The 24,104-nt window shown below is 70.0% G+C and carries 21 protein-coding genes; 14 read left to right on the top strand and 7 right to left on the bottom strand.

The window, feature by feature from the left end:
* Positions 1–119 precede the first annotated feature (119 nt).
* The 5 genes from ABMY26_RS03105 to ABMY26_RS03085 all read left to right on the top strand — a co-directional run bounded on the left by ABMY26_RS03105 (position 120) and on the right by ABMY26_RS03085 (position 7,550).
* Positions 120–923: an OmpA family protein gene (locus tag ABMY26_RS03105; protein WP_372395004.1), complete on the top strand. Its 804-nt coding sequence runs from the start codon at positions 120–122 to the stop codon at positions 921–923.
* Between the two features lie 29 nt (positions 924–952).
* Positions 953–1,333 (top strand): hypothetical protein, encoded by a 381-nt coding sequence (locus ABMY26_RS03100; protein ID WP_372395003.1) that lies wholly within the window; start codon positions 953–955, stop codon positions 1,331–1,333.
* A 27-nt stretch (positions 1,334–1,360) separates the two neighbouring features.
* Positions 1,361–2,512 (top strand): DUF4384 domain-containing protein, encoded by a 1,152-nt coding sequence (locus ABMY26_RS03095; protein ID WP_372395002.1) that lies wholly within the window; start codon positions 1,361–1,363, stop codon positions 2,510–2,512.
* Positions 2,513–2,624: 112 nt separating this feature from the next.
* Positions 2,625–4,445: a CHASE2 domain-containing protein gene (locus ABMY26_RS03090; protein ID WP_372395001.1), complete on the top strand. Its 1,821-nt coding sequence runs from the start codon at positions 2,625–2,627 to the stop codon at positions 4,443–4,445.
* A gap of 378 nt (positions 4,446–4,823) precedes the next feature.
* Positions 4,824–7,550: an SUMF1/EgtB/PvdO family nonheme iron enzyme gene (locus tag ABMY26_RS03085; RefSeq protein ID WP_372395000.1), complete on the top strand. Its 2,727-nt coding sequence runs from the start codon at positions 4,824–4,826 to the stop codon at positions 7,548–7,550.
* Between the two features lie 19 nt (positions 7,551–7,569).
* Here ABMY26_RS03085 and ABMY26_RS03080 read toward each other — a convergent pair whose 3' ends face one another.
* The 7 genes from ABMY26_RS03080 to tcuA form a co-directional block, all read right to left on the bottom strand.
* Positions 7,570–8,286, bottom strand: a complete 717-nt coding sequence (locus ABMY26_RS03080) for a hypothetical protein (protein WP_372394999.1) — start codon at positions 8,284–8,286, stop codon at positions 7,570–7,572.
* 92 nt (positions 8,287–8,378) lie between these two features.
* The gene (locus ABMY26_RS03075) at positions 8,379–9,089 is read right to left on the bottom strand and encodes a Crp/Fnr family transcriptional regulator (protein ID WP_372394998.1); all 711 of its coding nucleotides are present in this window, start codon (positions 9,087–9,089) and stop codon (positions 8,379–8,381) included.
* Between the two features lie 233 nt (positions 9,090–9,322).
* Complete coding sequence (locus ABMY26_RS03070; RefSeq protein WP_372394997.1) at positions 9,323–9,667, bottom strand: hypothetical protein; 345 nt, start codon at positions 9,665–9,667, stop codon at positions 9,323–9,325.
* Between the two features lie 78 nt (positions 9,668–9,745).
* Complete coding sequence (locus tag ABMY26_RS03065; protein ID WP_372394996.1) at positions 9,746–10,219, bottom strand: hypothetical protein; 474 nt, start codon at positions 10,217–10,219, stop codon at positions 9,746–9,748.
* Positions 10,220–10,447: 228 nt separating this feature from the next.
* Positions 10,448–10,990, bottom strand: a complete 543-nt coding sequence (locus tag ABMY26_RS03060) for a hypothetical protein (protein WP_372394995.1) — start codon at positions 10,988–10,990, stop codon at positions 10,448–10,450.
* Between the two features lie 118 nt (positions 10,991–11,108).
* Positions 11,109–12,245 (bottom strand): tricarballylate utilization 4Fe-4S protein TcuB, encoded by a 1,137-nt coding sequence (gene tcuB / locus ABMY26_RS03055; RefSeq protein ID WP_372394994.1) that lies wholly within the window; start codon positions 12,243–12,245, stop codon positions 11,109–11,111.
* Positions 12,232–13,599, bottom strand: a complete 1,368-nt coding sequence (gene tcuA / locus ABMY26_RS03050; RefSeq protein WP_372394993.1) for an FAD-dependent tricarballylate dehydrogenase TcuA — start codon at positions 13,597–13,599, stop codon at positions 12,232–12,234. The genes tcuB and tcuA overlap by 14 nt, the downstream gene beginning before the upstream one ends.
* A gap of 275 nt (positions 13,600–13,874) precedes the next feature.
* Here tcuA and ABMY26_RS03045 point away from each other — a divergent pair, with 275 nt between their 5' ends.
* The 9 genes from ABMY26_RS03045 (at position 13,875) to ABMY26_RS03005 (ending at position 24,005) form a co-directional block, all read left to right on the top strand.
* Positions 13,875–14,768, top strand: coding sequence for a MurR/RpiR family transcriptional regulator (locus ABMY26_RS03045; protein ID WP_372394992.1), 894 nt, complete (start codon positions 13,875–13,877; stop codon positions 14,766–14,768).
* Between the two features lie 72 nt (positions 14,769–14,840).
* Entirely contained in the window at positions 14,841–15,686 is an 846-nt protein-coding gene (locus tag ABMY26_RS03040) for a D-amino acid aminotransferase (RefSeq protein ID WP_372394991.1), read from the top strand.
* Positions 15,683–17,596, top strand: coding sequence for an ABC transporter ATP-binding protein (locus ABMY26_RS03035; RefSeq protein ID WP_372394990.1), 1,914 nt, complete (start codon positions 15,683–15,685; stop codon positions 17,594–17,596). Before ABMY26_RS03040 ends, ABMY26_RS03035 begins: the two co-directional genes overlap by 4 nt.
* Positions 17,597–17,618: 22 nt before the next feature.
* Entirely contained in the window at positions 17,619–19,151 is a 1,533-nt protein-coding gene (locus ABMY26_RS03030) for a glutathione ABC transporter substrate-binding protein (protein ID WP_372394989.1), read from the top strand.
* A 186-nt stretch (positions 19,152–19,337) separates the two neighbouring features.
* Positions 19,338–20,258: a glutathione ABC transporter permease GsiC gene (gene gsiC / locus ABMY26_RS03025; RefSeq protein ID WP_045582913.1), complete on the top strand. Its 921-nt coding sequence runs from the start codon at positions 19,338–19,340 to the stop codon at positions 20,256–20,258.
* On the top strand, positions 20,255–21,139 hold the full coding sequence (locus ABMY26_RS03020; RefSeq protein ID WP_045582914.1) for an ABC transporter permease subunit: 885 nt from the start codon (positions 20,255–20,257) through the stop codon (positions 21,137–21,139). The genes gsiC and ABMY26_RS03020 overlap by 4 nt, the downstream gene beginning before the upstream one ends.
* Complete coding sequence (locus ABMY26_RS03015) at positions 21,114–22,193, top strand: P1 family peptidase (protein WP_372394988.1); 1,080 nt, start codon at positions 21,114–21,116, stop codon at positions 22,191–22,193. The genes ABMY26_RS03020 and ABMY26_RS03015 overlap by 26 nt, the downstream gene beginning before the upstream one ends.
* Positions 22,190–23,023, top strand: a complete 834-nt coding sequence (locus ABMY26_RS03010) for a M55 family metallopeptidase (protein WP_372394987.1) — start codon at positions 22,190–22,192, stop codon at positions 23,021–23,023. The genes ABMY26_RS03015 and ABMY26_RS03010 overlap by 4 nt, the downstream gene beginning before the upstream one ends.
* A gap of 10 nt (positions 23,024–23,033) precedes the next feature.
* Complete coding sequence (locus tag ABMY26_RS03005; RefSeq protein WP_372394986.1) at positions 23,034–24,005, top strand: isoaspartyl peptidase/L-asparaginase family protein; 972 nt, start codon at positions 23,034–23,036, stop codon at positions 24,003–24,005.
* The last annotated feature ends 99 nt before the right edge of the window (positions 24,006–24,104 follow it).

Here is a 24,104-nt window from a genome sequence, read left to right as displayed (position 1 = left end):
GCGCTGCGGCTGCCCTTGCGGAAAACGCCGTCCGACTGTTGGCCGGCTCACAGCGCGGGGGGAGGGGGACGCGATAGAACCGGTGCAACGCCGTCCTTCTCCTGTCGATGGAGCTTCAGATGACCAAATCCGCCCTGTTGTCCCACGCCCTGCTCTGCGCCGCCGCCCTGCCGATGCTGGCCGCTGTCTGTGCCGGCCCGGCGCCGGCCCAGACCGTCGAGGGTTCCGGTCCGTCCAAGGTGATGATGTTCGACCGGCCGCCCAGCCTGGACGAGCTGCGCGAGGTGGTGGCGCCCGAGCCGAAGATCCGCACGCGCAGCATCGAGATCATCGGCGGTGCGGCCGGGGCCGCGGCCAAGCGCCCCCGGCCGGTGGACGAGATCAACTACGCGGTGCCGGCCGCCGCTCCCGCCGCCGCTCCGCCGTCCGTGCAGCCGGAAGTCCAACCGGATGTCCAGCCCATCGCCCAGCCCGCGCCGAGCCGTCCGGCTCCCAGGCGGCACCGGCAGGAGGCAAAGCAGGAGGTCAGGCAGGAAGCCCGGGCGGAACAGCCGGCGGCCGAGCCTGCCGCCGGCACCCCGGACCCTGCGCCGCAGGCCTTCGGCTTCCGCATCAATTTCGCCCTCAACTCGACCGAGATCCCCGCGGAGTCCGCCTCCTACATCGACTCGGTCGGCTCGCTGATGACGGAGGATCCGAGCCTCGCCCTGACGGTGGAGGGCCACACCGACGCCAGCGGCAGCCTTGCCTACAACATGCTGCTGTCGCAGCGCCGCGCGGTGTCGGTGGGCGAGTATCTGGTCCGTGTCCACCGGATCGACCCGAAGCGCATCACCGTGGACGGCAAGGGCCCGGTCACGCCGATCGCCGCCGATCCCTATGACGGTCGCAACCGGCGCGTCGAATTCAAGCCCACCCATTGAGCGGCCATCCGAACCGGGAGGGGATTGTCATGAAACGCGCCTTGCTCCTTGCCGCCGCGCTTGGCCTGCTGGTCAGCGGAGCGGCCGACGCCACGCTGGTCCGCAAGAAGAACGGCCAGTCACCGGGCGCCGCCGGCGGTGCGGCGGCTGGGGATGCGATGGCGGGCGGCGTCGACATCGCCCCCTCCGGCAACCGGGTCCGGGTCCAGTGCTGGCAGGATGGACACAAGATCATCGACGAATCCGACCTCGCCGTCGTCTCGCTCAGCATCGCCAGCCAGATCAACGGCTTGCGCTTCCGCCGCAGCGGCGGGGCGGACGGGATGGTTTCGGTGACGACCCAGTCCCGCACCACCTGCCTGCTCGCCCCGCTCGAAACCAAGGGTCACGACCGGCGCAGCCCCGATTGACCCTCCGACACCATGAAAGGTGACACCATGTCGACATTCCCCCTTTCCCGCCTTCTGGGCGCCGCCGCCGTGGTGCTGGGATGCGGCCATGCCGCCGCCTTGCGGGCGGAGGCCGTGGTCGTGGCCTCCAGCGCGCCCGGCTATGCCCAGGGCCAACTGGTTCCCGACGGGCAGGCCGTCCGGCTTCCCGATGGGGCGAACGCGACCCTGCTGTTCGCCAACGGCCGTCTGTTGCGCTTGCGCGGTCCCTTTGACGGGGTGCCCGGCGACAGGCCGGACAGCGCGTCCGCAGGCCATGCCACCGCGGCCCGCGCCGGTCCCGGCGACGACCGCTTCATGCAGAGCGACCTCGGCGCCGCACGGGCGCTGGGCAATCCGCTGGATGCGGCGCTGGACCGCGCCCTGGCGCTCGATCCGGCGCTATCCGGCACCCAGTGCGTCAAGGCCGGCACCACGCCGCTGCTGCGCCGCCCGGCCGAGCCCGGGCTCGACCGGCTCGTGCTTCAGGATGCCGGCGGCAATTCCGGTGCGCCGGTGAGTTGGAGCGGCGGCGCGACCGTTCCCTGGCCGCAGGCACTGCCGCTGGCCGACGGCGCCGACATCCGCGCCCTGCGGCCGGACGGCTCGACGCTCGGCACGCTGCATGTGCGCATGGTGGAGGCGGCGGGTGGCGCCGCGCTCGCGGTGCGCATGGCGTCGGCCGGCTGCACCGGGCAGATCGGCGCGGCGATGGCCGCGTTGCGCGACGCGACGCTGCCGCTTGACCTTTCCGTATCGGCCGACCGCGGGCCAGCCGCCGCATACCGGCCGGGCGAGGACATCCGCCTGCGGATCAGGACCGACCGCGACGCCCATCTCTATTGCTATCTGCGCAATGCGCGCGCCCAGCTGATCCCGATTTTTCCGGCCGGCGCCATGCGGAGCGCCCAGGTCGCGGGCAATGCACCGCTCGACCTGCCCGGCGACCGCATGCCGCTGCCCCTTCGCGCCGGAGACGGTCCCGGCGACCTGGAGGTGCGCTGCATCGCCGCCCGCCGCAACCTGGACGACGAGATGCCGGGCCGCGCCGACGCCTTCCGTCCGCTGGCCGAGGATGCCGCCGTCCAGCTCGACCGCGCGGTGGCCCGCCTGCGCGACACCGAGGTGGCGTCCGCCCAGCTCATCCTGAAGATCCGCTGAGGGGGGCCGCATGGACGGCGCACCCGCAAGGCAGGGAGCGGAACCGCCGGCCACCCCAGTTCCGGAGCCTGCGGATCGGGACCGGAACAGGGCCGCGTGGCACGGGCGGGGCATGCGGCTGCTCGTGACGATCGTGCTGGGCAGCGCCGTGCTGGCGCTGGCCGCCGCAAGGCTGGTGCCGCCGCTGCGCGCCGCCGACGAGACGCTGGCCGACCGGCTGATCGCCGGCGCCGCCCCGGCCCGGCCGCAGCATCCCGGCATCGCGCTGGTGCTGTTCGGGGAGGACAGCTTCGCCGGGTTGGCCTGCCGGTCTCCGGTGGACCGCGGCATGCTGGCCGAGGTGATCGGCACGCTGGAGGCCGCGGGGGTCCGCGCCATCGGCATCGACGTGCTGTTCGACCAGCCGACCCTGCCGGCGCTGGACGAGCGGCTGCGCCGTGCCATGCTCGGCGCGTCGGTCCCGGTGGTGGCGATCACCGCGCTCGACCAGACCCCGCTGACCGAGCGGCAGCGCCGCTTCCTGGACGGTTTCACCGAGGGACTGCCGCGCGGCCATGCCAATCTGGCGAAGGACCGGCTGGATGCGGCGGTGCGCTGGCATGTCCCCTTCGGCGGCGACGGCACGCCCAGCCTTCCCGTGCAACTGGCCCGTACCGGCGGCAATGGCGGGAACCTGCCGGTGGAGCCCTTCCGCATCGACTGGCATGGTCGGCCGGATGCCGCGGCCACGCCCTTCCCGGTCTATCCGGCCGAAGCGGTGGCGCTGCTGCCGAAGGAGTGGCTGGCCGGGCGGACGGTGCTGGTGGGTACGGCGCTGGCCGGTATCGACCAGCACCGCACGCCGCTGTCGCCGGCGGGTTCCTCCACCCCCGGCGTCGAGATCGAGGCCCATGTGCTGGCCCAACTGCTCGACGGGCGGAGCAGCCCGCGCCTGCCGCTGGCGGGGGAGGCGGCGCTGGCCGTCCTGATGGCAGCCGCCGGGGCGGCGGTGGCGATGGCCGGGCTGCCGCCGTGGCTACTGGCGACGGCGGGGCTGATGCTGCTGGCCGGGGCCTGGGCCGGCGGAGCGGCGCTGTTCGGTGCCGGCGGGCCGTTGGTGCCGTTGGTGTCGCCGTCGCTGGCCTGGGCCGGCGGCATTGCCGCGATGACCGCGCAGATGTCGCTGCGCGAGCGCGCCGACCGCCGGACGCTGATGCGGCTGTTCGCCAACCATGTCTCCCAGCCCGTGGCCGATGAGATCTGGCGGGAGCGCGCGACCTTCATGGCCGGCAGCCGACCGCGCCCGCAGCAGCTCACCGCGACCGTCCTGTTTTCCGACATCGAAGGCTTCACCACCATCTGCGAGGCACTGGAGCCGGAGCCGCTGATCCGCTGGTTGGAAGGCTATCTGGATGCGATGGTGCGCATCGTCGGCACCCATGACGGGGTGGTGCTGCGCTTTGTCGGCGACGCGATCCTGGCGGTCTTCGGGGCACCGGTCGCCCGCACCAGCCAGGATCAGATCGACGCCGATGCGGCGCGCGCCGTCGCCTGCGCCCTGCAGATGGGTCGGGAGCTGGAGGCGCTGAACCGGCAATGGCAGGCGGAGGGGCTGCCGCCGGTCGGCATCCGCGTCGGGCTGCACACCGGCCCGCTGGTCGCCGGCAGCCTGGGCGGGCTGCGGCACAGCGAATATTCCCTGCTGGGCGACACCGCGAACACCGCCGCCCGGCTGGAGGCCTACGGCAAGACGGTCGATGCCCGGTCCTCCCGCCATTGCCGGATCATCGTCGGCGATCCGACCTGGCAGGCGGTGCGGCAGGCGGCGGGCGACCGCCATGCCGCCCTGCCGGTCGGGGAAGTGTCCCTGAAGGGCAAGACCAGGACCGTGCGCGTCTGGCTGCTGGTCGATCATGACGGCACGGACGTCGGCGGCACGGACATCGGCGGCTGACCCGCTGTCGATGAGCTTTGCCGATAATCGGGGCGGCCGGACTGATGGAAAGTAGTCTGCGAGTATTCGTGACGGACGAAAAGACGTAATCCATCTGAGATGTTCCGACCTCTCTTGCCGGATGTAGGCGGATGGGGCGGCTTGGCACATGCCATATTTGCGGGTATCCTTCTTTCTTCCATGGCGGCTTGCCGGAAATTTTCAATAAAATCTTTGGATGTGATCCGTTGCGCGCCGCGGAACCGGGCCGGCCAATCCCGTCATCGGAAGCGATGCAACAGGATGCGCTGCTCTTATCCCCGGGTATGGAGGCGGGTTCGGGGGGCGGGGACGGAGGCGGGGATGGTCGGACCGGTCGGATGTCGCCGGATGGTTTGCGTGGTGGTCGTCTTCCTGCTGGCGGTGGCGGGGCCATGGGGCCTCGCGGGTGCCGCCGGCCCGCCATCGGCCGGATCTTCGCCGGGAACGTCGACGTCCGAGAGCCGCATCGCCTTGGTGATCGGCGTCAGCAACTACCGCAATGCGCCCGAGCTTGTGAACCCGCGCAACGACGCCCGTGCCATCGGCGAGGCGCTGCGGGCGCTGAACTTCACGGTCGACGAACAATACGACCTCGATGCCCGCGGCTTCGCCACGACGCTGCGCCAGTTCGGCCTGAAGGCATCGCAGGCGGATGTCGCGGTGATCTTCTATGCCGGGCACGGCATCCAGGTCGGCGGTATCAACTATCTGCTACCCGCCGACGCCCAACTGGAGCGGGAGCGCGATCTGGTCTATCAGGCAATTCCGCTGAACCTGCCGATGGGCGAGCTGGCAGGCGCACGCAAGCTCGGCATCCTCATCCTCGATGCCTGCCGCAACAACCCCTTCGTCGACCGGCTGACCCGCAGCGGGTCGAACCGCAACCAGGCGCATCCCGGCTTCGGCAGCGTGGACGACACGCCCAGCGACACGCTGGTGGCGATGGCGACCCGCGCCGACCAGCTGGCGGAGGACGGCACCGGTGACCACAGCCCGTTCAGCGCGGCGCTGCTCCAGCACCTCCAGAGCCCCGGTCTGGAGCTGAGCCTGTTCTTCCGCAACGTGCGGGACACGGTGAAGCAGGCGACCAATGGCCGGCAGGAGCCGTTCGTCTACGGCTCGCTGGGCGCCACCCCCTTCTACTTCAACCCGCGCCCGCCGAACCGGCCGCCGGTGCTGGGCGAATTGCGGGCGCTGACCCTGGTGGACCGCGCAGGCGCCGAGCCGCTGAACCCCGGCAAGCCGACCGACCCCGACGACGACCAGATGTATGTCCGCGTCACCGGCCTGCCGCGCGGCGGTGCCGTACAGGTCGGCGAACGCAGCGTGCTGATCGGCGATTACCTGACGGTCGACCAGCTCGCCGCCGTCAGCTTCAAGCCGGATGGCAGCTTCCGCGGCGAGGCCGGATCCTTCGAGTTCCTGGTGGCCGACGGACGCGGTGGCACCGTCACCGGTGCCGTCCCGGTCACGGTGAAGCCGAGCAACCGGCCGCCGGCCGTGGTGGCGGAGCGCAGGCTGAGCGCTGTCGGCAACCCGATGGGAATCGACGCCCCGACCGATCCCGACGGCGATCCTCTGACTGTCACCGTCACCGCCGTGCCCGAGCGCGGCAGCGTGCGCAACGGCAGCGCCGCCGTGAAGGCCGGCGACCGGCTGACCGTGCAGGCGCTGACCGCGCTGACCTTCGACCCGGAAGCGGCCCGGTCCGGTCCGGCCGGCGCCCTGCGCTACAGCGTCGAGGACGGCCGCGGCGGCTCCGCCGTGGCAAGCGTGACGGTCGAGATCGGCGAGCCCGGCTCCACGCCGCTGGCCGATCTGGAGGAGGGCGTCTGGAAGCGCATCCAGGCCAGCAAGGAACCCGGCGACTATCAGGCCTTCCTGCAGCTGTTCGGCGGCAGCGGCTACGCCCCGGTGGCGCGCAGCCAGCTTGAGACGCTGAAAACTCCGAGGAAGGGCGTGGACGCGGCGCCCGAGGTCAAGCCGGAGCAGGCTCCGGTGCTGGGGCCGGGTCTGGAACCGGCCGCCCCCGGCCGCTACACCGCCGGCGCGGACGGAATCCTGCGGGCGACGCCGGCCAGCAACGGCGCGCGTGTCGGCCGGGTGGCGCGCGGCGCCACGGTGCAGGTGCTCGGCCGGATGACGGAGGGGGGCTGGTTCCGCATCGCGCTGGACGACGGCACCCAGGGCTTCGTCGCTCCCACCCTGCTCAAGCATGAACCGCCGCCCGCTCCCCAGGCCCCCGTTCCCCCGCCGGCCGCTCCACAGACAGCCGAACCGAAGCCGGCCTCTCCACAAGCCGCCGAACCGCAGGTGGCCGCAGCCGCACCGCCCGTACCGCTCAACGGCACGGCGCGCAACCATGGCGCCGGCAACAGTTTCCAGGATTGTCCGACCTGCCCGGTGATGCTGCGGCTGCCGGCCGGCAGTTTCATGATGGGCAGTGACAAGGGCGACCCGTCGGAACGGCCGGTCCACCGCGTCGCCATCGCCAAGCCCTTCGCGCTCGGCGTCTATGAGGTCACCGTCGGCGAATGGCGCGCCTGTATGCAGGAAGGCGGCTGCACCGACCTGCCGCGCATGACCAACCCGACCGACGCCACGCCGGTCCACAACCTCCATTGGCAGGATGCGCAATCCTATGTCGGCTGGCTCAGCCGCAAGACCGGACAGCGCTACCGCCTGCTCAGCGAGGCGGAATGGGAGTATGCCGCGCGTGCCGGGACCGGCACGCCCTATTGGTGGGGGACGGAGGCGGGAATCCACGCCGATTGCGACGATTGCGGCGGCCCGCACGAGCATCTGACCCCGGCGGCGGCCGGCAGCTACAAGCCCAATCCCTTCGGCCTGCACGACATGAACGGCGGCGTGGCGGAATGGGTGGCCGACTGCTGGAACAAGAACTACCAGGGCGCGCCGGCCGACGGCAGCGCCTGGACCCAGGGCGCCTGCCGCAAGCGGGTTCTGCGCGGCGGCTCCTGGCGTGACAGCTTGACCGTGATCAACGGTACGGTGCGGAACTCCTACGACATCGACGTGCGCTATCTCGCCAATGGCTTCCGCGTCGCGCGGGATTTGAACTGAAGGCCTTCGGTTCAGCCCCTCACTTCTGGACCGTCACCACCTTCTGGGTGGCTCGGTTCTGCGTGCCGACCGCGCTGTTGATGGAGGTGTTCACGTTGTTGAACCGCACCCCGCCATTGGCCAGCGCGGCGGGAAGATGCGGCAGCGGCCCCGCGGCACTCAACAGCTGATCGAGCGTGGAGGGCCCGGCGGATTTCGGCGCCGGCTTGGGCGCGGCGGCCTGCACCGGTTCCGGCGTGGGTGCCGGTGCCGGCGCGGCCGACTCCTCCACTGGAACGCCGGTGCCGTCGCTCAGCTGCTGTTGGCTGATGTTGCCGTCGCCGAAGGCGAAATTCAGCGCGCTGTTGACGTTGTTCACGATGAAGGGCGCATCGATGAAGGTGAAGCTTGGGTCGACCGGCTGGACCGGCGGCTGCCGGCTGGCGGCCAACGGCTGGCCCTTGTTGAAGCCGGCGAGGAAGCCGGCGTCGCCGCGGATGCGGGTGATCGACTGCTGATGAACGGAAGACCGGCTGAGCGAGTGGTTTGTGACCATGGCGCCGGGAGGGGCGCCGCGGCGGTTCGGGTCGACCGAGACCGGCAGGCGCGGCGATTGGGCGAAGGCCTGTGCCATCGCCGCGCCGGGGATCGGGCCGGACGGGAAGGCGATGCCGCCGCTGACCTGGGCCGCGGCCGTCCCGGCGGTCAGCAGCAGGATGGCGGCGGCGGGCAAAAGGACGGTGCGGGGCTGGAACATCGCTGGCTCCCTCGGTTCCGGACTGTAGGGAGCAGGGTAGGGTATCCGGGTGATCCGCGGCTGTGGCCCGGACCACAGGCGGCGGGCGAAACTCAGGCGCAGGAGTCGGCGATCTCGTCCAATGCGCGGGCGTCGAGGATGACGATGTGGCCGGACTCCATCCGGATCACCCCGGCACGCTGCCATTCGTTCAGCAGCTTGTTGATGCTTTCGCGCGAGACGCCGACGAGGCAGCCCAACTGCTGCTGCGACAGCTTGATGTCCAGCCGCAACCCGTCCGGCCCGGCGCGGCCGAAGGCGTCGCCCAGCCGCTTCAGGGCGCGGGCGAAGCGGGACGACGCTTCGAGGAACAGCGTGTCCTCCAGATGCTCGCTGGTCTGGCGCAGCCGCTTGCACAGCACGCCGATGATCCGGAAGGCGATGTCCGGCCGCGCGGTGAGCAGCGGCATCAGCTGCGAACGGTCGAGGACCAGCAGGTCGCTTTCCTCCAGGGCGACGGCGTCGGCGGTGCGCGGTTCGCCGTCCAGCAGGGCGATCTCGCCGAACAGGCCGCCCTTGTTGATGATGCTCAGCACCAGTTCCTTGCCGTCGAGGGAGTGGGAGCAGATCTTCACCCGGCCGCGGATGACCGCCATCATGCTGTCGCCGGGATCGCCTTTCTGGAAGATCACCGCTCCGCGCGCATGGTGCGACAGCCGCGCCGCGGCCGCGAGGCGTTGACGTTCCTCGCGTTCCAGATGCTTCAGCAGGAAATGCCCGGCGAGAACGAGGTCCTTGTCGAAATTGATCCGTATCGCGGTCATGGCTGCCCCCTGATCCTGGTCTGCGTCGCGGGATCGCGGTCGTGGTCGCCGGTTGCGGTCTTTCCGGCGCATGGTACCCCGGCAATCGACGTGCCCCGCCCCGCCAAAGGCGGTACTTCGCCCTTGGCTCCCCTCCGCCCATCGTGTAGCGCCGCTGACGGAAAGGGCGGCCGGCGCTGGCCGGTCGCCCATCGCTTGCCCTGCTCGCGTCCATGGACCGGCTGCGCCAGCCATCAGTCCGGGTCTGGCTCGTCGTCGTCCAGGCGCTGCGGATGGGTCCAGTGGTTTGGAAAGACGCCCGGGCGCTCCAGGAAGCCACGCAGGTCGGGCGCGATGGGCCGCGGCAGCGGATAGGCCTCCGCATCGGGAACCATCGCGGACTGCATGTCCGCCGATGTTGCCGAACAGCGGGTCTCGCCGTCGACCGTCACGCAGTTCAGCGTCCCCGAACCGCGCAGGCAGACGGTCTTGCCGTTGACCGTCTGGCAGGCCAGGGAGTCGGCACGCGCCGGTTCGGCCAGGAACGGCAGGGTGGGCGCGGCGAGGAAAAGCGCCAGGACAAGCATGGTCTTCGGCATGGAGCACTCCCGGGGTTTGGGCGATCCCGACCGGTCGATCCGGATCGGGATCGCCCCGATGGGCGTGGAAAGCTGCGGTCAGCGCCGCAGGCCGGTCAGCGATTGGGCCGCACTGTTGCCGAGGCCGGCGGTGACGTTGGTGCCGATCCCGACATTGGTGCTGACCAGCGGTCCGCGACCGCTGAAGTTCAGCCCGACCTGGACACCACTGCCCTGGACGCCGACCAGCCTCTGGCCGGCCGTGTTGCCGATGCCCGCCGCGACGTTGGTGGCGGTGCCGACATTGGTGCTGACCAGCGGGCCGCCGCCGCGGATGGGGACGCCTCCGCTATGGCCTCCGCCTTGGACGAAGGTGCCCTGCTGCTGCGCGGTGTTGCCGATGCCGGCGCCGACATTGGTGGCGTTGCCGACATTGGTGCTGACCAGTCCGGGCACGGCCATCATGGATGGAAGGCCCATTCCGGTGCCTGTGCCGGCTTTGGGCTGGGCCAGGGCGGGCGAGGCGAGCAGTGCGACGGCGGCCAAGCCGGCGAGAAGGGTCTTGAGGGTCATCCGTGGTCTCCTTGACAATGGGTTCATCAGATCGGGCTTCCAAGCCCCGCCTGTACAGATGAGGAAGCCTAGCCTTGCGGCCTGCTCGCCGCTGTGAGCCGCCCCACAGGCGCCGGCGGTTTTCAGGGCTTCCTCCTTGCCGGGCAAAGGAACCCGGACAAAAGAAAGCTCCGGCCGGGATGCCGGCCGGAGCGAGGTCAGGGGAGGAAGCCGAGGAGGAGAAAAGGATCAGCGCTGTTTGACGAAGGCGCTCTGGCCGGCGAAGTTGCCGGTGCCGGCGGAGAGGTTCTGCATGTTGCTGCGGTTGAAGGGGCCGAGCATGCCGCCGGACCGCTGCATCACAATGCCGCTCTGCAGGGCGGTGTTGCCGATGCCGGCCGCGGTGTTGCCGATGGTGGCGGACGAGCCGCCGCTCAGCAGGCCGCCGCTCCGCTGCATCACCGTGGCCCGCTGGCCGGCCTCGTTGCCGATGCCCGCGGCGGTGTTGCCGATGGTGGCCGTCGAGCCGCCGTTGAACAGGCCGCCGCTCTTCTGCTTGACGAAGGCGCCCTGGCTGGCGGTGTTGCCGATGCCGGCTGCGAGGTTGGAGACGGTGGCGACGTTCGGACCGGCGAACCCGCCCTTGGACTTCTGCAGGACGGTGGCGCTCTGGTTGGCGGTGTTGCCGATGCCGGCCGCGGTGTTGGAGATGTCGGAGATGTTCTGGGCCATCGCCGGGGCGGCGAGCAGGGCGAGCGAGGCGAAGCCGGTCAGCAGGGCGGTGCGGATCATGGTGTGGTCTCCGGTCTGGGGCGCCGCGGTGTGTGGCGCGTTGTCGATGGACAGACCCTACCCAAGACCGCCAATCCCCGATGTGAGCCGCCCCACACTCACCGTTACTTTGCCGGCCTCACGGTGGCGGCGGTTCCTTTCGTCGTTGCTCCCGCCGCTCCAGGGCCCACCGCAGCAGGGCGGCGGCGCGGAACGGTGCGTGGAGGAACTTGCCGCAGGGCAGCGTCGCGAAGAATCCCAGCACGATTCCCAGATGGATCAGCAGCAACGGCCCCATCGCCGCCGTTTCCCGCAGCGCAAGCAGGGCGAACCCGCTGGCAGCGATCAGGAACAGCTGGGCCAGCAGCGCAAGGTCGGCGCCCTGCAGCTCCGCCGCCACCGGTCCCGGATCGGCGCGGCGCTTCAGCCATGCCAGCCCGGCCGTTCCGGCCATCATGCCGGCTCCCCCCAGGCTGCCGAGCAGGACGGGCAGGCTGAAGACCGGATAGGGCGCCTGCCAGCCAAGCACATGGTCGTAGATCGTGGCGACGGCGGTGGCGGCGAAGCAGAGCGCGAAGCCATAGGACAGCGCATGGTGGAAGCGGCGCCGGGCTTGCGAGAAGCGGTCGTCCCGGTCGTTGCAACCGGCCCCGCCGCCCCCCAGGTTGCGCAAGCTCGCGATGTCCCACAGGGCGTCGCGCAGGGCCGGACCCGTTGCCGCCCCGGCCGGCGCCGGACCCATGCTGCGCCAGAAGGCCGCGACGCTGAACCCGATGGCCAGCAGCGACCAGAGGAGCGTCAGCCCGGCAAGCCCGGCGATCAGACCCCAGGGCAGCACCCGGTAGAAGGCCCCCGCACCCGAATGCCGCCCCAGCACTTGCTCCGGCGGCAGCCACAGGAGCGCCGGAACCGACAGGACGGCCACCATCGACAGGGTGACGGCCATCGCGAAGCGGGCGGTGTGGCGGACCCGGCCGCCCGGCAGAGCCGGCCAGGCATGGTCACTGTAGGTTCGCTGCCTGACGAGGCTGAGGCTTTTCGGAATGTTGACGTCGAACGGGTGGGGCGGGGCGTACTGGCAGGCATGGTAGCAGGCCCGGCAGTTGTGGCAGAGGTTGGACAGGAAACTCAGATCGGCAGCCGACAGCTCCCGCCGCGACCTCAGAGCCCTGAACACGGCGCAATAGCCGTCGCAATACCGGCAGGCGTTGCAGATATCCAGCGCCCGCCGTGCGTCCTGCGCGATCCGCGCCGCGTCGCCGTCATCGCCGGGCATGGGCCGCGGCCTCCCGTCCGGCGATTCGGCCGAACACTGCGCCGATGGTCATGGCGCTTCCCGCCAGATAGCCATGGCCGAGGATATTCGGCGCCATGATGACGCCCGCCGCAAAGATGCCGCCGAGCGGACTCCCATTGCTCCGCAGTACCCGCGCCTTGCAGTCAACCCGCACCCCCAGGCAGGTCGAGGTAACGCCGGCCCGCATCGGATAGGCACCGAAGGGAGGAACCGCGACCGGCGCGGCCAGCCGCGTCTTCGCCGGCAGGATGCCTTCGGTATGGCCGCCGGCGCGGACCGCGGCGTTGAAGGCGGCCACGGTGGACTCCAGCACTGCCGGCGCGATGTCCAGCTTGGCCGCCAGCTCGCCGATGCTCGCCGCCCGGACAGCCGGGAAGATGGAGGGGCGGAAATTTCTTTCGATTGTCGAGTCGAAGATCGAGAAGGCGACGGTGCCGGGACAGCGGGCGACGCGATCGCCCCACACGGAAAAGCGCGTCGGTCCCACATGCTCCCCCTCGTCGGCGAAGCGCCGGCCATCTCGGTCGACGACGATGCCATGGGCCACGCCGTCGAGCCGGGTGACGATGCCGCCGTCGAATCCCGGAGAGCGGCCATCCACCGCGACGATGTGGCAATGGCCGGGCGCTCCGACGGGATCGGCGCCGCCGTCCAGCAACACCCTCAGCAGGCGGCCGGTCGCATGGGGGGTGCCGCGGATGATGAAACCGTCGGCCGCCTCGCCCCATCGGTCGCGCAACCAGTCTCCATCCGCCTGGAATCCGCCGGTCGCGACGACGACCGCACCCGCCCGGATGGTTTCCTTGCGCCCATCACGGAGCACGGTGACGGCGGTCGAACCGTCGGCGGGATGAAACGCGCACACCTCGCTGTCGTGGCGGACATCGACGCCCAGCCCATCGGCGGTGGCGTAGAGCGCGTTGATCAGCGCTTTTCCACCGCCTAGGAAGAAGGCGGTCTTCCGGGAATAGGGCAGGACGCCGTCGGTGGCGCTCTGGAATCGAACCCCATTGCCGGCCATCCAGTCGAGGATGCCTGCGGATTCGCCGATCAGCAGATGCGCCAGCGTCTCGTCGACCGCACTCCCGGCGACCGCTTGCAGGTCGGACCGGTAATCGCCGGCAGGATAGCGGCCCTGAACCCAGGGGGTCGGTTCGTCATGCGCGATCCGGAAGTTGCGGGAGTGCCGGGCGTTGCCGCCGCGCAGCGCCTTCGGCGCGCTGTCCAGCATCATGACGTCGGCACCCGACCGGCGGGCCGATATCGCGGCGCACAGCGCCGCATTGCCGCCGCCCGCCACCAGCACGTCGCACTCATGCAGGGCATCGGTCATTGGCAGGCGGTCATGGAAAGGATGGCGCGCTCGGGTTGGCAGGGGGGCTTCTTGCAGGGGAAGGCTTTAGTCCCGATGGGCGGTGCTTGGGAAGGGCGGTCGCCTGCGACACAGGGCAGCGGCCGGCACCGGGATGGGTCGATCCACGGCCCGGCCGCATGGCGTGCGCCACGAGCGATGCATACGCGCCTATGAAAATGCTTTTACAGAATTATGCATATCCTGTAACTCTAAAGACACCTAGCTGCGGCTGAGCTTTCGAAGAGGCGTCAGGGATGGTGCAGCCCATACAGACGGGATCGCTGCTGATCCGGATGCAGAACTGCCAGCAGCAGCTTCCGGCGGCGCTGGCCAAGGTCGGGGCTTGGGCGCTGGCCTATCCCTTCCGTACCGCGACGTTGAAGATCGGCGAACTGGCCGCGGCGGCTGAGGTGTCGGTGGCGTCGGTCAACCGCTATGCCCGCTTCCTCGGTTACGAAGGCTTTCCGGAGTTCCGCGAGGATCTGCTGCGCGCCTTCGAATCCACCTTCGCGCCGGTGGAGAAGCTGCGCGTCGCCGTGCAGCGGGACACCTCGAACGCCGAGATCATGCGGGAATCGCTGGCCAGCGACGCCGGCAATGTGGCCCGCACCATGGAACTGCTCCAGCCCGAGCAGTGCGAGGCGGCGATCCGCCTGATCCGCGAGGCCGGCCGCGTCATCGCGCTCGGCCTGGGCGACAGCGCCTATCTCGCCCTGTTCCTCGCCGACATGCTGGAACCCTATGTCGAGAATGTCCGCGAGGCCGTCGAGTTTGCGGGCACCGAGCGCACCATCCGCCGGCTGATGACGGTCAAGCCTGGCGATCTGGTGGTTGCCATCACCTCGCCGCGCTATTCGCGCCGGACCATCGAGCATCTCCAGCTGTGCCGCGAGCGCGGGGCGAAGGCCATCGCGCTGACCGACGCGCCGGACAGTCCCATCGTGCCGCTGGCCGACGTCACCCTGTTGGCCGGGGCCGACCATGGCGTGCGCCACAGCTCGCCGACGGGTCTGATGGCGCTGATCGTGGCGCTCGGCACCGCACTGTCGCGTTCCGGTCCCGACAGCGTCGGACAGGCCGCCGACGTCGCCGAACGCATCCTGCCCTATCTCCACGTCGTACCGAAATCGAACCGGCCGCCAGAGTGACCTGCTGCCCAAGTGACCTGCTGCCCAAGTGACCGGACTATTCCCATCCACGCGCCAACGAAGCTGAATCCGATGACGATCTCCTATTGGAACGGGCGTTACCTGCCGCTGGACGAGGTCCAGGTATCGCCGCTGGACCGCGGTTTCCTGTTCGCCGACGGCCTCTATGAAGTGACCGCCGCCTACAACGGCCACCTGTTCGAGCCGGAGGCCCATGTCGCCCGCCTGCAACGCGGCATGGCGGCCCTGCGCATCGACTGCGCGCTGTCGGCCGCCGACTGGATGGGCATCATGGAGCGGCTGTCGGCCGACTCCGGCATCGACGGCGACCTGACCGTCTACCTGCAAGTCACCCGCGGTGCCGCCGCCAGCCGTGGCCATGCCTTCCCGGCCGGGGTGACGCCGTCGGTGTTCGGCATGGTCAGCCCGCTGAAGCGTCCGCCCGCCGCATGGCGCGACCAGGGCGTTTCCGCCATCACCATCCCCGACATCCGCTGGGGCCGCTGCGACCTGAAGACCATCGCGCTGCTGGGCAGCGTGCTGGCCCAGCAGGCAGCGACCGATGCCGGCGTGGTCGATGCGCTCCAACTGCGCGACGGGCTGGTGACCGAAGGCGCCGCCACGAACATCTTCGTGGTCAAGGACGGCGTCATCGCCACCCCGCTCAACGACCCCCGCATCCTCGAGGGCATCACCCGCACCGTCATCCTGCGGCTGGCGGCCGGGAACGGTCTGCGGCTTGAGGAGCGCGACATTCCAGCGGCAGAACTCGACGCGGCCGACGAGATCTGGATCGCCAGCACCACCAAGGAGATCACCCCGGTGACCCGCCTGAACGGCAAGCCGGTCGGCACCGGTGCACCGGGGATGGTGTGGCGCCGCATGTTCGCGCTGTTCGCCGAAAGGCTGGGCCGATGAGCGCTGCCGCTGCCGAGAAGGCTGCCGACACCGCGCCGGCCCTGCTTTCGGTGGAGGGGCTGAGCGTCGCCTTCGACGGCGAGCATGGCCCCCTGCGCGTCGTCGAGGATGTCAGCTTCAGCGTCGCGCCGGGCGAGACGGTGGCGATCGTCGGCGAGTCCGGCAGCGGCAAGTCGGTGACCTCGCTGTCGCTGATGCGGCTGGTCGATTATGCCGGGGGCCGCATCGTCGGCGGGCGCATCCGCTTCAAGGGGCGCGACGGGCGCGAGCGCGATCTCGCTTCCCCGCCGGCGGAGGCGCTGACCGACATGCGCGGCAATGACATCGCCATGGTGTTCCAGGAGCCGATGACGTCGCTGAACCCGGTCTTCACCATCGGCGACCAGATCGCCGAGGCGGTGATGCTGCACCAGGGGCTCGACCGCAAGGCGGCGCGGGCCGAGGCGCTGCGCATGCTGGAGAAGGTGCGCATTCCCGAACCGGCCCGGCTGCTCGACCGCCACCCGCACCAGCTCTCCGGCGGCATGCGCCAGCGCGTGATGATCGCCATGGCGCTGTCCTGCAAGCCGTCGCTGCTGATCGCCGACGAGCCGACCACGGCGCTCGACGTCACCATCCAGGCGCAGATCCTGCGGCTGATCCGCCTGTTGCAGGACGAGATGGGGATGGGCGTCATCTTCATCACCCACGACATGGGCGTGGTGGCGGAGGTGGCCGACCGCGTCGTCGTGATGTGGCGCGGCCGCAAGGTGGAGGAAGGCCCGGTCGAGCGCATCTTCCAGGCGCCGCAGCACCCCTACACCAAGGCGCTGCTGTCGGCGGTGCCGAAGCTGGGCGCGCTGCGCGGGCAGGATCTGCCGGTGCGTTTTCCCCTGCTGGTGGTCGACGATGCCAAGGCCGATGCCGCGCTGCCGGCCCCGCCGCCGGTGCAGGACACCGTCCGCGCCGCCGACGCGCCGCTGCTGGAGGTGCGCGACCTCACCACCCGCTTCGACGTGCGCAAGGGCATCTTCGGTTCGCTCAAGGCCCGTGTGCATGCGGTTGAGAAGGTCAGCTTCGCCGTCCGCCCCGGCGAGACGCTGGCGCTGGTCGGTGAATCCGGCTGCGGCAAGTCGACCACCGGCCGCACCATCATGGGGCTGCAATCCGCCACCTCCGGAACCATCCGCTTCGACGGCCTCGACACCGCGACGCTGGATTCCAACGGGCAGGCGAAGCTGAAGGAGAAGATCCAGTACATCTTCCAGGATCCCTTCGCCTCGCTGAACCCGCGGATGACCGTCGGCTTCAGCGTCGCCGAACCGATGCTGGTCCACGACTACGTGCCGACATCCAAGCCGGGCGTGTCGCGCCGCCGCGCCATCGAGGAGCGGGTGGCCGAACTGCTGACCCAGGTCGGGCTGAAGCCGGAGCATGCGCGGCGCTATCCGCACGAATTCTCCGGCGGCCAGCGCCAGCGCATCTGCATTGCCCGCGCGCTCGCCTGCGATCCCAAGCTGATCATCGCCGACGAGGCGGTGGCGGCGCTCGACGTGTCGATCCAGGCGCAGATCGTCAACCTGCTGATGGAGCTCCAGGCTCGGCGCGGGCTGTCCTACCTGTTCATCAGCCATGACATGGCGGTGGTGGAGCGGGTCAGCCACCGCGTCGCCGTCATGTATCTCGGCCAGATCGTCGAGCTCGGACCGCGCCGCGCCGTGTTCGAGAATCCGCAGCACCCCTACACCCGCCGCCTGATGGCGGCGGTGCCGATCGCCGATCCCAGCCGCCGCACCCGCGACCTGCGGCTGTTGACCGGCGAGATTCCCAGTCCGATCCGCAACGTCGGCGACGAGCCGGCGGTGCAACCGCTGGTGCCGGTCGGCGACGATCATTTCGTCGCCCGCCATGCCGTCGGCGGCGATTTCTGAATCAAGAAAAGGGAGACATCACGTGACGCGTTTCGCCCTTCCTCTGCTGGCCGGCCTGCTGGCCGGCACCGCTCTCGCCGGTCCGGCCTTCGCCGCCAAGGATCTGGTGGTCGGCCTGCCCGACAACATCACCACGCTGGACCCGGCCGACATCAACGACACCCTGTCGCAGTCGGCCAGCCGCACGATGATGCAGGGCCTGTTCGGCTTCGACAAGGACATGAAGCTGGTGCCGCTGCTGGCCGAGAGCTTCACGGTCAACGACACCGCCACCGAATACACCTACCGCCTGCGCAAGGGCGTCACCTTCCATGACGGCTCGCCCTTCAACGCCCAGGCGGTGAAGACCAACTTCGACCGTCTGTCCAACCCGGCCAACCGGCTGAAGCGCCAGAGCCTGCTGGCGATGCTGGCCGAGACGGTGGTGGTCGACGACGCCACCGTCACGCTGAAGCTGTCTCAGCCCTTCGGCGCGCTGAACAACAACCTCGCCCATCCCGGCGCCATGATCCACAGCCCGAAGGCGCTGGAGACCTATGGCAAGGAGATCGGCCGCCACCCGGTCGGCACCGGTCCCTACAAGTTCGTCAGCTGGGCAGCCGACACGCTGAAGGTCGAGAAGAACGCCAACTACTGGAAGCCGGGCCTGCCGAAGGTCGATACGGTGACGCTGAAGAGCGTGCCGGAGAACGGCAGCCGCATCGCCATGCTGCAGACCAACGAGGCGCAGTTCATCTATCCGCTGCCGCCGGAGATGGTGAAGATGGTGGAGGCCAACAGCGCGCTGGAACTGATCGACGCACCGTCGATCATCGCCCGCTACGTGGCGATGAACACCATGAAGAAGCCGTTCAACGACCCGCGCGTGCGCCAGGCGCTGAACTACGCCATCGATAAGAACGCCTACGCCAAGGTGGTCTATCGCGGCTATGCCGGGCCGCTGGATTCTGCGATCCCGTCCAAGCTGGGCTTCCACGTCACCCAGCCGAACCAGTACACCTACGACCTTGCCAAGGCGAAGGCTCTGCTGGCCGAAGCCGGATATCCGAACGGCTTCGAGGCCGAGATGTTCGGCCGCAACAGCACCAATTTCATCCGCGGCATGCAGTTCGTGCAGCAGCAGCTGTCGCAGATCGGCGTCAAGCTGACCGTCACCCCGCTGGAATCCGGTGTCGAGACCGCCCGCGTCTGGGGCGTCGAGAAGCCGGAGGATGCGACGGTGCAGATGCAGTATGGCGGCTGGTCGGCCTCGACCGGCGATGCCGACTGGGGCCTGCGCCCGCTGCTGTGGGGCAAGGGCTTCCCGCCGAAGTTCTTCAACGTCGCCTACTACAAGAACGACACGGTCGACGCTGCGATCGAGACCGGCATCGGCACCGCCGACACCGCCAAGCGCGCCGAGGCCTACCGCGTCGCCCAGGAGCAGATCTGGAAGGATGCGCCCTGGATCTTCCTCGGCGTCGAGAACCTGCTGGCCGGCAAGTCGAAGAAGCTGACCGGCTTCTACTATGTCGCCGACGGCGGGCTGCAGATGGAAGAAGCCGACCTGCAGTGATGTGGGGGTGGGGGCTCCTTATTGCCCCCACCCTGACCCTCCCCCGCTGGGCGGGGGAGGAGACAAGTGCTTAAGGCGGGTGAGTGGCGGCAGTCCCTCCCCCGCCCAGCGGGGGAGTTTATGTGGGGGCTAACGTCCCCGAGAATCCCCCCGCACATCCAGGCCCTCCACCAGGACCTCCGCCCCATGTTGAAATATCTCGTCGGCCGTCTTGCCGGCATCCTGCCGGTTCTGCTGGTGATTTCCGTCTTCGTCTTCGGCTTCGTCCATCTGCTGCCGGGCGATCCGGCGCGGCTGGTCGCCGGCCCGGATGCGACCCAGCGCGACGTCGAGCTGGTGCGCCAGGATCTCGGCCTCGACCAGCCGCTGTGGGTGCAGTACGGCCGCTTCCTCGGCAATGCGGTGCAGGGCGAGTTCGGCCGGTCGATGAAGTCCAAGCGGCCGGTGTCGCAGGAGATCGGCGAACGCTTCCTGCCCACGCTCTACCTCACCATCGTCGCCATGGTCTGGGCGACGCTGGCGGGATTGCTGATCGGCGTGGCGTCGGCGACGAAGCGCGGGCGCTGGCAGGACCATGTCGGCATGATCGTCGCGGTGTCTGGCATCGCCTTTCCCTCATTCTGGCTCGGGCTGCTGATGATCGACCTGTTCTCGGTCAAGCTCGGCTGGCTGCCGACCAGCGGTTACGGGACGTGGCAGCATTACGTGATGCCGTCGCTGACGCTGGGGCTCGGCGTCGCCGCGGTGATGGCGCGCTTCACCCGGTCGGCCTTCATCGAAATCGCGCGCGAGGATTACGTCCGCACCGCAAGGGCCAAGGGCGTGCCGGCCCGGCTGGTGGTGTGGAAGCACACGCTGCGCAACGCGATGATCCCGATCATCACCATGGTCGGATTGCAGTTCGGCTTCCTGCTGGGCGGGTCGATCGTGGTCGAGACGGTGTTCTCCTGGCCGGGGCTGGGCCGGTTGCTGGTGGATAGCGTCAACTACCGTGACTACACCGTCATCCAGGCGGAGATCCTGCTGTTCTCGCTGGAATTCATCATCATCAACCTGCTGGTCGATGTGCTGTACGCCTTCGCCAACCCCGAGATCCGCTACTCATGACCACGACAGACGCAACCAGCGTGGCCGTGAGCCACGACGCCATCCGGTCTCCGCTGCGCGAATTCTGGCGCAAGTTCCGGCGCAACCGCACCGCCATGGCCGCCGGCATCTGTCTGCTGGCGCTGACCCTGGCCGCCGCCGCCGCACCCTGGATCGCGCCGTTCGACCCGGCGGCCTTCGATTATGACCGCATCCTGGAAGGGCCGTCGGCCGACCATTGGGCCGGTACCGACGCCTATGGCCGCGACATCCTGAGCCGCATCCTGTGGGGTGCGCGCATCTCGCTGTCGGTCGGACTGCTGTCGGTGCTGCTGGGCGGGGTGGCCGGCGTGGCGCTCGGTCTGGTCGCCGGCTTCCGCGGCGGCTGGATCGATTCGCTGATCATGCGCGTCTGCGACGTGCTGCTGGCCTTTCCCGGCATCCTGCTGGCCATCGGCATCGTCGCCGTCCTCGGGCCGGGCATCGACAACGTCATCTACGCGGTGGCGATCTTCAGCGTGCCGGTCTTCGCCCGCCTCGTGCGCGGCAGCACGCTGGGGCTGAAGCGCGCGGTCTATGTCGACGCCGCCCGCGCCATCGGCGTGCGCGACCGGCTGCTGATGGTCCGCCACATCCTGCCCGGCACGCTGCCCAGCGTGATCGTCTATGTCTCCATGCGCATCGGCACCTCGATCCTGACGGCGGCCAGCCTCAGCTTCATCGGCCTCGGCGCCCAGCCGCCCAGCCCGGAATGGGGCGCCATGCTGGCCGATGGGCGCAGCTACATCGGCGTCGCCAGCCACGTCACCTTCTATCCCGGCCTCGCCATCTTCCTGACGGTGCTGGCCTTCAACCTGCTCGGCGACGGACTGCGCGATGCCCTCGACCCGAAACTCCGCTGACGGCAAGGGCAGGGCGCGGGCCTTCGGGCTCGCCTGCGGGCGGCTGACGCCGGGGCCGCGCAACGCCATCACCGATGTGCCCGGCGTCCGCGTCGGCCATGTCACGCTGGACGACGGCGCCCTCCAGACCGGCGTCACCGCCATCCTGCCCCATGCCGGCAACCTCTACCGCGACAAGCCGGTGGCGGCGGCCGAGGTGCTGAACGGCTTCGGCAAGAGCGTCGGGCTGATGCAGGTGGAGGAGCTGGGGGCGCTGGAAACCCCGATCCTGCTGACCAACACCCTGTCGGTCGGCACCGCCGCCACCGCGCTGGTCCGCCACGCCATCGCCGCCAACCCGGACATCGGCAGGACGACCGCCACCGTCAACCCGGTGGTGATGGAATGCAACGACGGTCCGCTGAACGACATCCAGGCGCTGGCGGTGACCGAGGCGCATGCCACCATGGCGCTCGCCGCCGCTCTGGAGCAGCCGGACGGAGCCGAGGTGGCGGTTGGTTCGGTCGGTGCCGGGCGCGGCATGTCCTGCTTCGGCTTCAAGGGCGGCATCGGCACTGCCTCGCGCCGCCTGAAGCTGGACGGCAGGCGCCATCACCTGGGCGTGCTGGTCCTGGCCAATTTCGGCCGGCCGGGGGAACTGCGCCTGCCCGACGGCCGCCGCGTGGCCCCGCCGGTGCCGGATGACGCGCCCGAGAAGGGCTCCGTCATCGTCGTCGCCGCTACCGATGCGCCGCTCGACCACCGCCAGCTGCGCCGGGTCATCCGCCGGGCCGGGGTGGGGCTGGCGCGGGTCGGGTCCTTCTGGGGCCACGGCAGCGGCGACATCGCGCTCGGCTTCACCACCGCCAACCGCATCGACCATGACGAGCGCGCGGACATCGTGCCGCTGCGCATGCTGAACGAGCGCCGCATCGACAGCCTGTTCGAGGCGATGGCCGATGCGACGCAGGAAGCGGTGCTCGACGCGCTGGCCGCCGCCACGCCGGTTGTGGGCCGCGATGGCGCCACCCGACCCTGCCTGTCCGCTATCCTGACCTCCGGGAGCACAGAGTGAAGATCTACATCTCCGCCGACATCGAAGGGGTGGCCGGCGTGGTCTCCCAACAGCAGGTGACGCCGGGCAACACCGAATACGAGCGTGCCCGCCGCCTGATGACCGCGGAGGTGAATGCCGCCATCGAAGGCGCGCTGGAGGGCGGGGCGAGCGAAATCCTGGTCAACGACAGCCACGGCCCGATGGTCAACCTGCTGCCGGACGAGTTGCACCCGGCAGCCGAGCTGATCCTCGGCCGCCCCAAGCCCAACGGCATGTTCGCTGGGCTGGAACCGGGGACGGCCGGGGTGATGTGCGTCGGCTTCCACACGTCGGCCCGCCAGTACGGCATCCTCGCCCACACCACCAACAGCTTCGCCTTCGGCCGCGTCGTCGTGAACGGCTTGGAACTGGGAGAGGCCGGCAATTACGGCGCCTATGCCGGCGAGATCGGCGTGCCGGTGATCCTGCTGACCGGCGACGACCGCTTCGCCGCGGAGATGGCGCCGCTGTTCCCGGACGCCGAACAGGTGGTGGTCAAGCAGGCGCTCGGCCAGCGCGCCGCCCGCGCGGTGGCTCCGTCGGTCGCCCGCGACCGCATCCGCCAGGCGGCGGCCCGCGCCGTCCGCCGGGCCTCGAGCATCGCGCCCTTCCGCGTGCCCCCGCGCGGCGACGGAGCGCCCTACCGCTTGGAGATCGAGATGAACAGCCCGGCGCTGGCCGACTTGGCATCGCTGATCCCGGTGTCCGAGCGCCTCGACCCCGTCACCATCCGCCTGCCGGCCGCCAGCATGGCCGCCGCGCTGGGCTGGATCAACACCCTGTCGGCCATGTCGGCCTCCCTGCGCTGAGACCCTGCCCATGACCTTCTCCGTACCGCAGCCCTTCGCGCTCGCCATCCATGGCGGCGCCGGCACCATCAAGCGCAGCGCCCTGACGTCCGCGTTGACCGAGGGCTATCATGCCGGACTGCGCCGGGCGCTGGCCGCGGGGCATGATGTGCTGGCCGACGGCGGCAGCGCGCTCGACGCCGTCACCGCCGCGGTGATGGCGCTGGAGGACGAGCCGCTGTTCAACGCCGGGCGCGGCGCCGTCTTCACCGCCGAGGGCGTGCAGGAGATGGACGCCGCCATCATGGACGGCCGCGACCGCGCCGCCGGGGCGGTGGCCGGCCTGTTCGGCCCGCGCAACCCGATCCTCGCCGCCCGCGCGGTGATGGAGCACAGCGAGCATGTCCTGCTGATCGGCGAGGGCGCGCTCGACCTCTGCCGCCGCCAGGGACTGCCGATGGAGGAGGCGCCCTATTTCTTCACCCAGCCGCGCTGGGATGCCCTTCAGGCCGAGCTGGAACGCCGCCGCTCCGGCGCCCCGGAAGACAACTCCGATGGCGGCGCCGATCAGCGCCGCCATGGCACCGTCGGCGCCGTCGCCCGCGACCGCGACGGCAACCTTGCCGCGGCGACCTCCACCGGCGGCATGACCGCGAAGGCCAAGGGCCGTGTCGGCGACAGCCCGGTGATCGGCGCCGGCACCTTCGCCGACAACATGACCTGTGCGGTTTCCGCCACCGGCCATGGCGAGCATTTCATCCGCCGCTGCGCCGCCCACGAGATCGACGCCCGCATGCGCTGGGGCGGCCAGACGCTGGACCGCGCCGCGACCGGCGTGGTGGATGAACTGGGGGTGATCGGCGGCTCGGGCGGCCTTGTCGCCATCGACCGTGACGGCCGGGTGGCGCTGCCCTTCAACTGCTCCGGCATGTACCGCGGCGTCATCGGGCCGGAGGGGCTGCCGATGACCGCGATCCATCGCGAAGAGTTCCGCATCGGCTGATACCGGCGTCCGTCTGCATCGTCTTCCGACGCCCCGGCCTCCCGCAGGCCGGGGCGTTTTTTTGCCTTTTTGCCGCAGACCGTCCGCCGGTCCAACATC

This window comes from Azospirillum sp. HJ39 (assembly GCF_041507355.1).
Classification (GTDB): Bacteria; Pseudomonadota; Alphaproteobacteria; order Azospirillales; family Azospirillaceae; genus Azospirillum; species Azospirillum thiophilum.
This window is presented reverse-complemented; position numbering and strand designations above follow the sequence as displayed.

What these genes read in the sequence shown, in the direction of transcription:
- ABMY26_RS03105 (WP_372395004.1), top strand. Translation starts at nt 120, where the DNA reads ATGACCAAATCCGCCCTGTTGTCCCACGCCCTGCTCTGCGCCGCCGCC.
- ABMY26_RS03100 (WP_372395003.1), top strand. Translation starts at nt 953, where the DNA reads ATGAAACGCGCCTTGCTCCTTGCCGCCGCGCTTGGCCTGCTGGTCAGC.
- ABMY26_RS03095 (WP_372395002.1), top strand. Translation starts at nt 1,361, where the DNA reads ATGTCGACATTCCCCCTTTCCCGCCTTCTGGGCGCCGCCGCCGTGGTG.
- ABMY26_RS03090 (WP_372395001.1), top strand. Translation starts at nt 2,625, where the DNA reads ATGCGGCTGCTCGTGACGATCGTGCTGGGCAGCGCCGTGCTGGCGCTG.
- ABMY26_RS03080 (WP_372394999.1), bottom strand. Translation starts at nt 8,286, where the DNA reads ATGTTCCAGCCCCGCACCGTCCTTTTGCCCGCCGCCGCCATCCTGCTG.
- ABMY26_RS03075 (WP_372394998.1), bottom strand. Translation starts at nt 9,089, where the DNA reads ATGACCGCGATACGGATCAATTTCGACAAGGACCTCGTTCTCGCCGGG.
- ABMY26_RS03070 (WP_372394997.1), bottom strand. Translation starts at nt 9,667, where the DNA reads ATGCCGAAGACCATGCTTGTCCTGGCGCTTTTCCTCGCCGCGCCCACC.
- ABMY26_RS03065 (WP_372394996.1), bottom strand. Translation starts at nt 10,219, where the DNA reads ATGACCCTCAAGACCCTTCTCGCCGGCTTGGCCGCCGTCGCACTGCTC.
- ABMY26_RS03060 (WP_372394995.1), bottom strand. Translation starts at nt 10,990, where the DNA reads ATGATCCGCACCGCCCTGCTGACCGGCTTCGCCTCGCTCGCCCTGCTC.
- tcuB (WP_372394994.1), bottom strand. Translation starts at nt 12,245, where the DNA reads ATGCCCGGCGATGACGGCGACGCGGCGCGGATCGCGCAGGACGCACGG.
- tcuA (WP_372394993.1), bottom strand. Translation starts at nt 13,599, where the DNA reads ATGACCGATGCCCTGCATGAGTGCGACGTGCTGGTGGCGGGCGGCGGC.
- ABMY26_RS03045 (WP_372394992.1), top strand. Translation starts at nt 13,875, where the DNA reads ATGGTGCAGCCCATACAGACGGGATCGCTGCTGATCCGGATGCAGAAC.
- ABMY26_RS03040 (WP_372394991.1), top strand. Translation starts at nt 14,841, where the DNA reads ATGACGATCTCCTATTGGAACGGGCGTTACCTGCCGCTGGACGAGGTC.
- ABMY26_RS03035 (WP_372394990.1), top strand. Translation starts at nt 15,683, where the DNA reads ATGAGCGCTGCCGCTGCCGAGAAGGCTGCCGACACCGCGCCGGCCCTG.
- gsiC (WP_045582913.1), top strand. Translation starts at nt 19,338, where the DNA reads ATGTTGAAATATCTCGTCGGCCGTCTTGCCGGCATCCTGCCGGTTCTG.
- ABMY26_RS03020 (WP_045582914.1), top strand. Translation starts at nt 20,255, where the DNA reads ATGACCACGACAGACGCAACCAGCGTGGCCGTGAGCCACGACGCCATC.
- ABMY26_RS03015 (WP_372394988.1), top strand. Translation starts at nt 21,114, where the DNA reads ATGCCCTCGACCCGAAACTCCGCTGACGGCAAGGGCAGGGCGCGGGCC.
- ABMY26_RS03005 (WP_372394986.1), top strand. Translation starts at nt 23,034, where the DNA reads ATGACCTTCTCCGTACCGCAGCCCTTCGCGCTCGCCATCCATGGCGGC.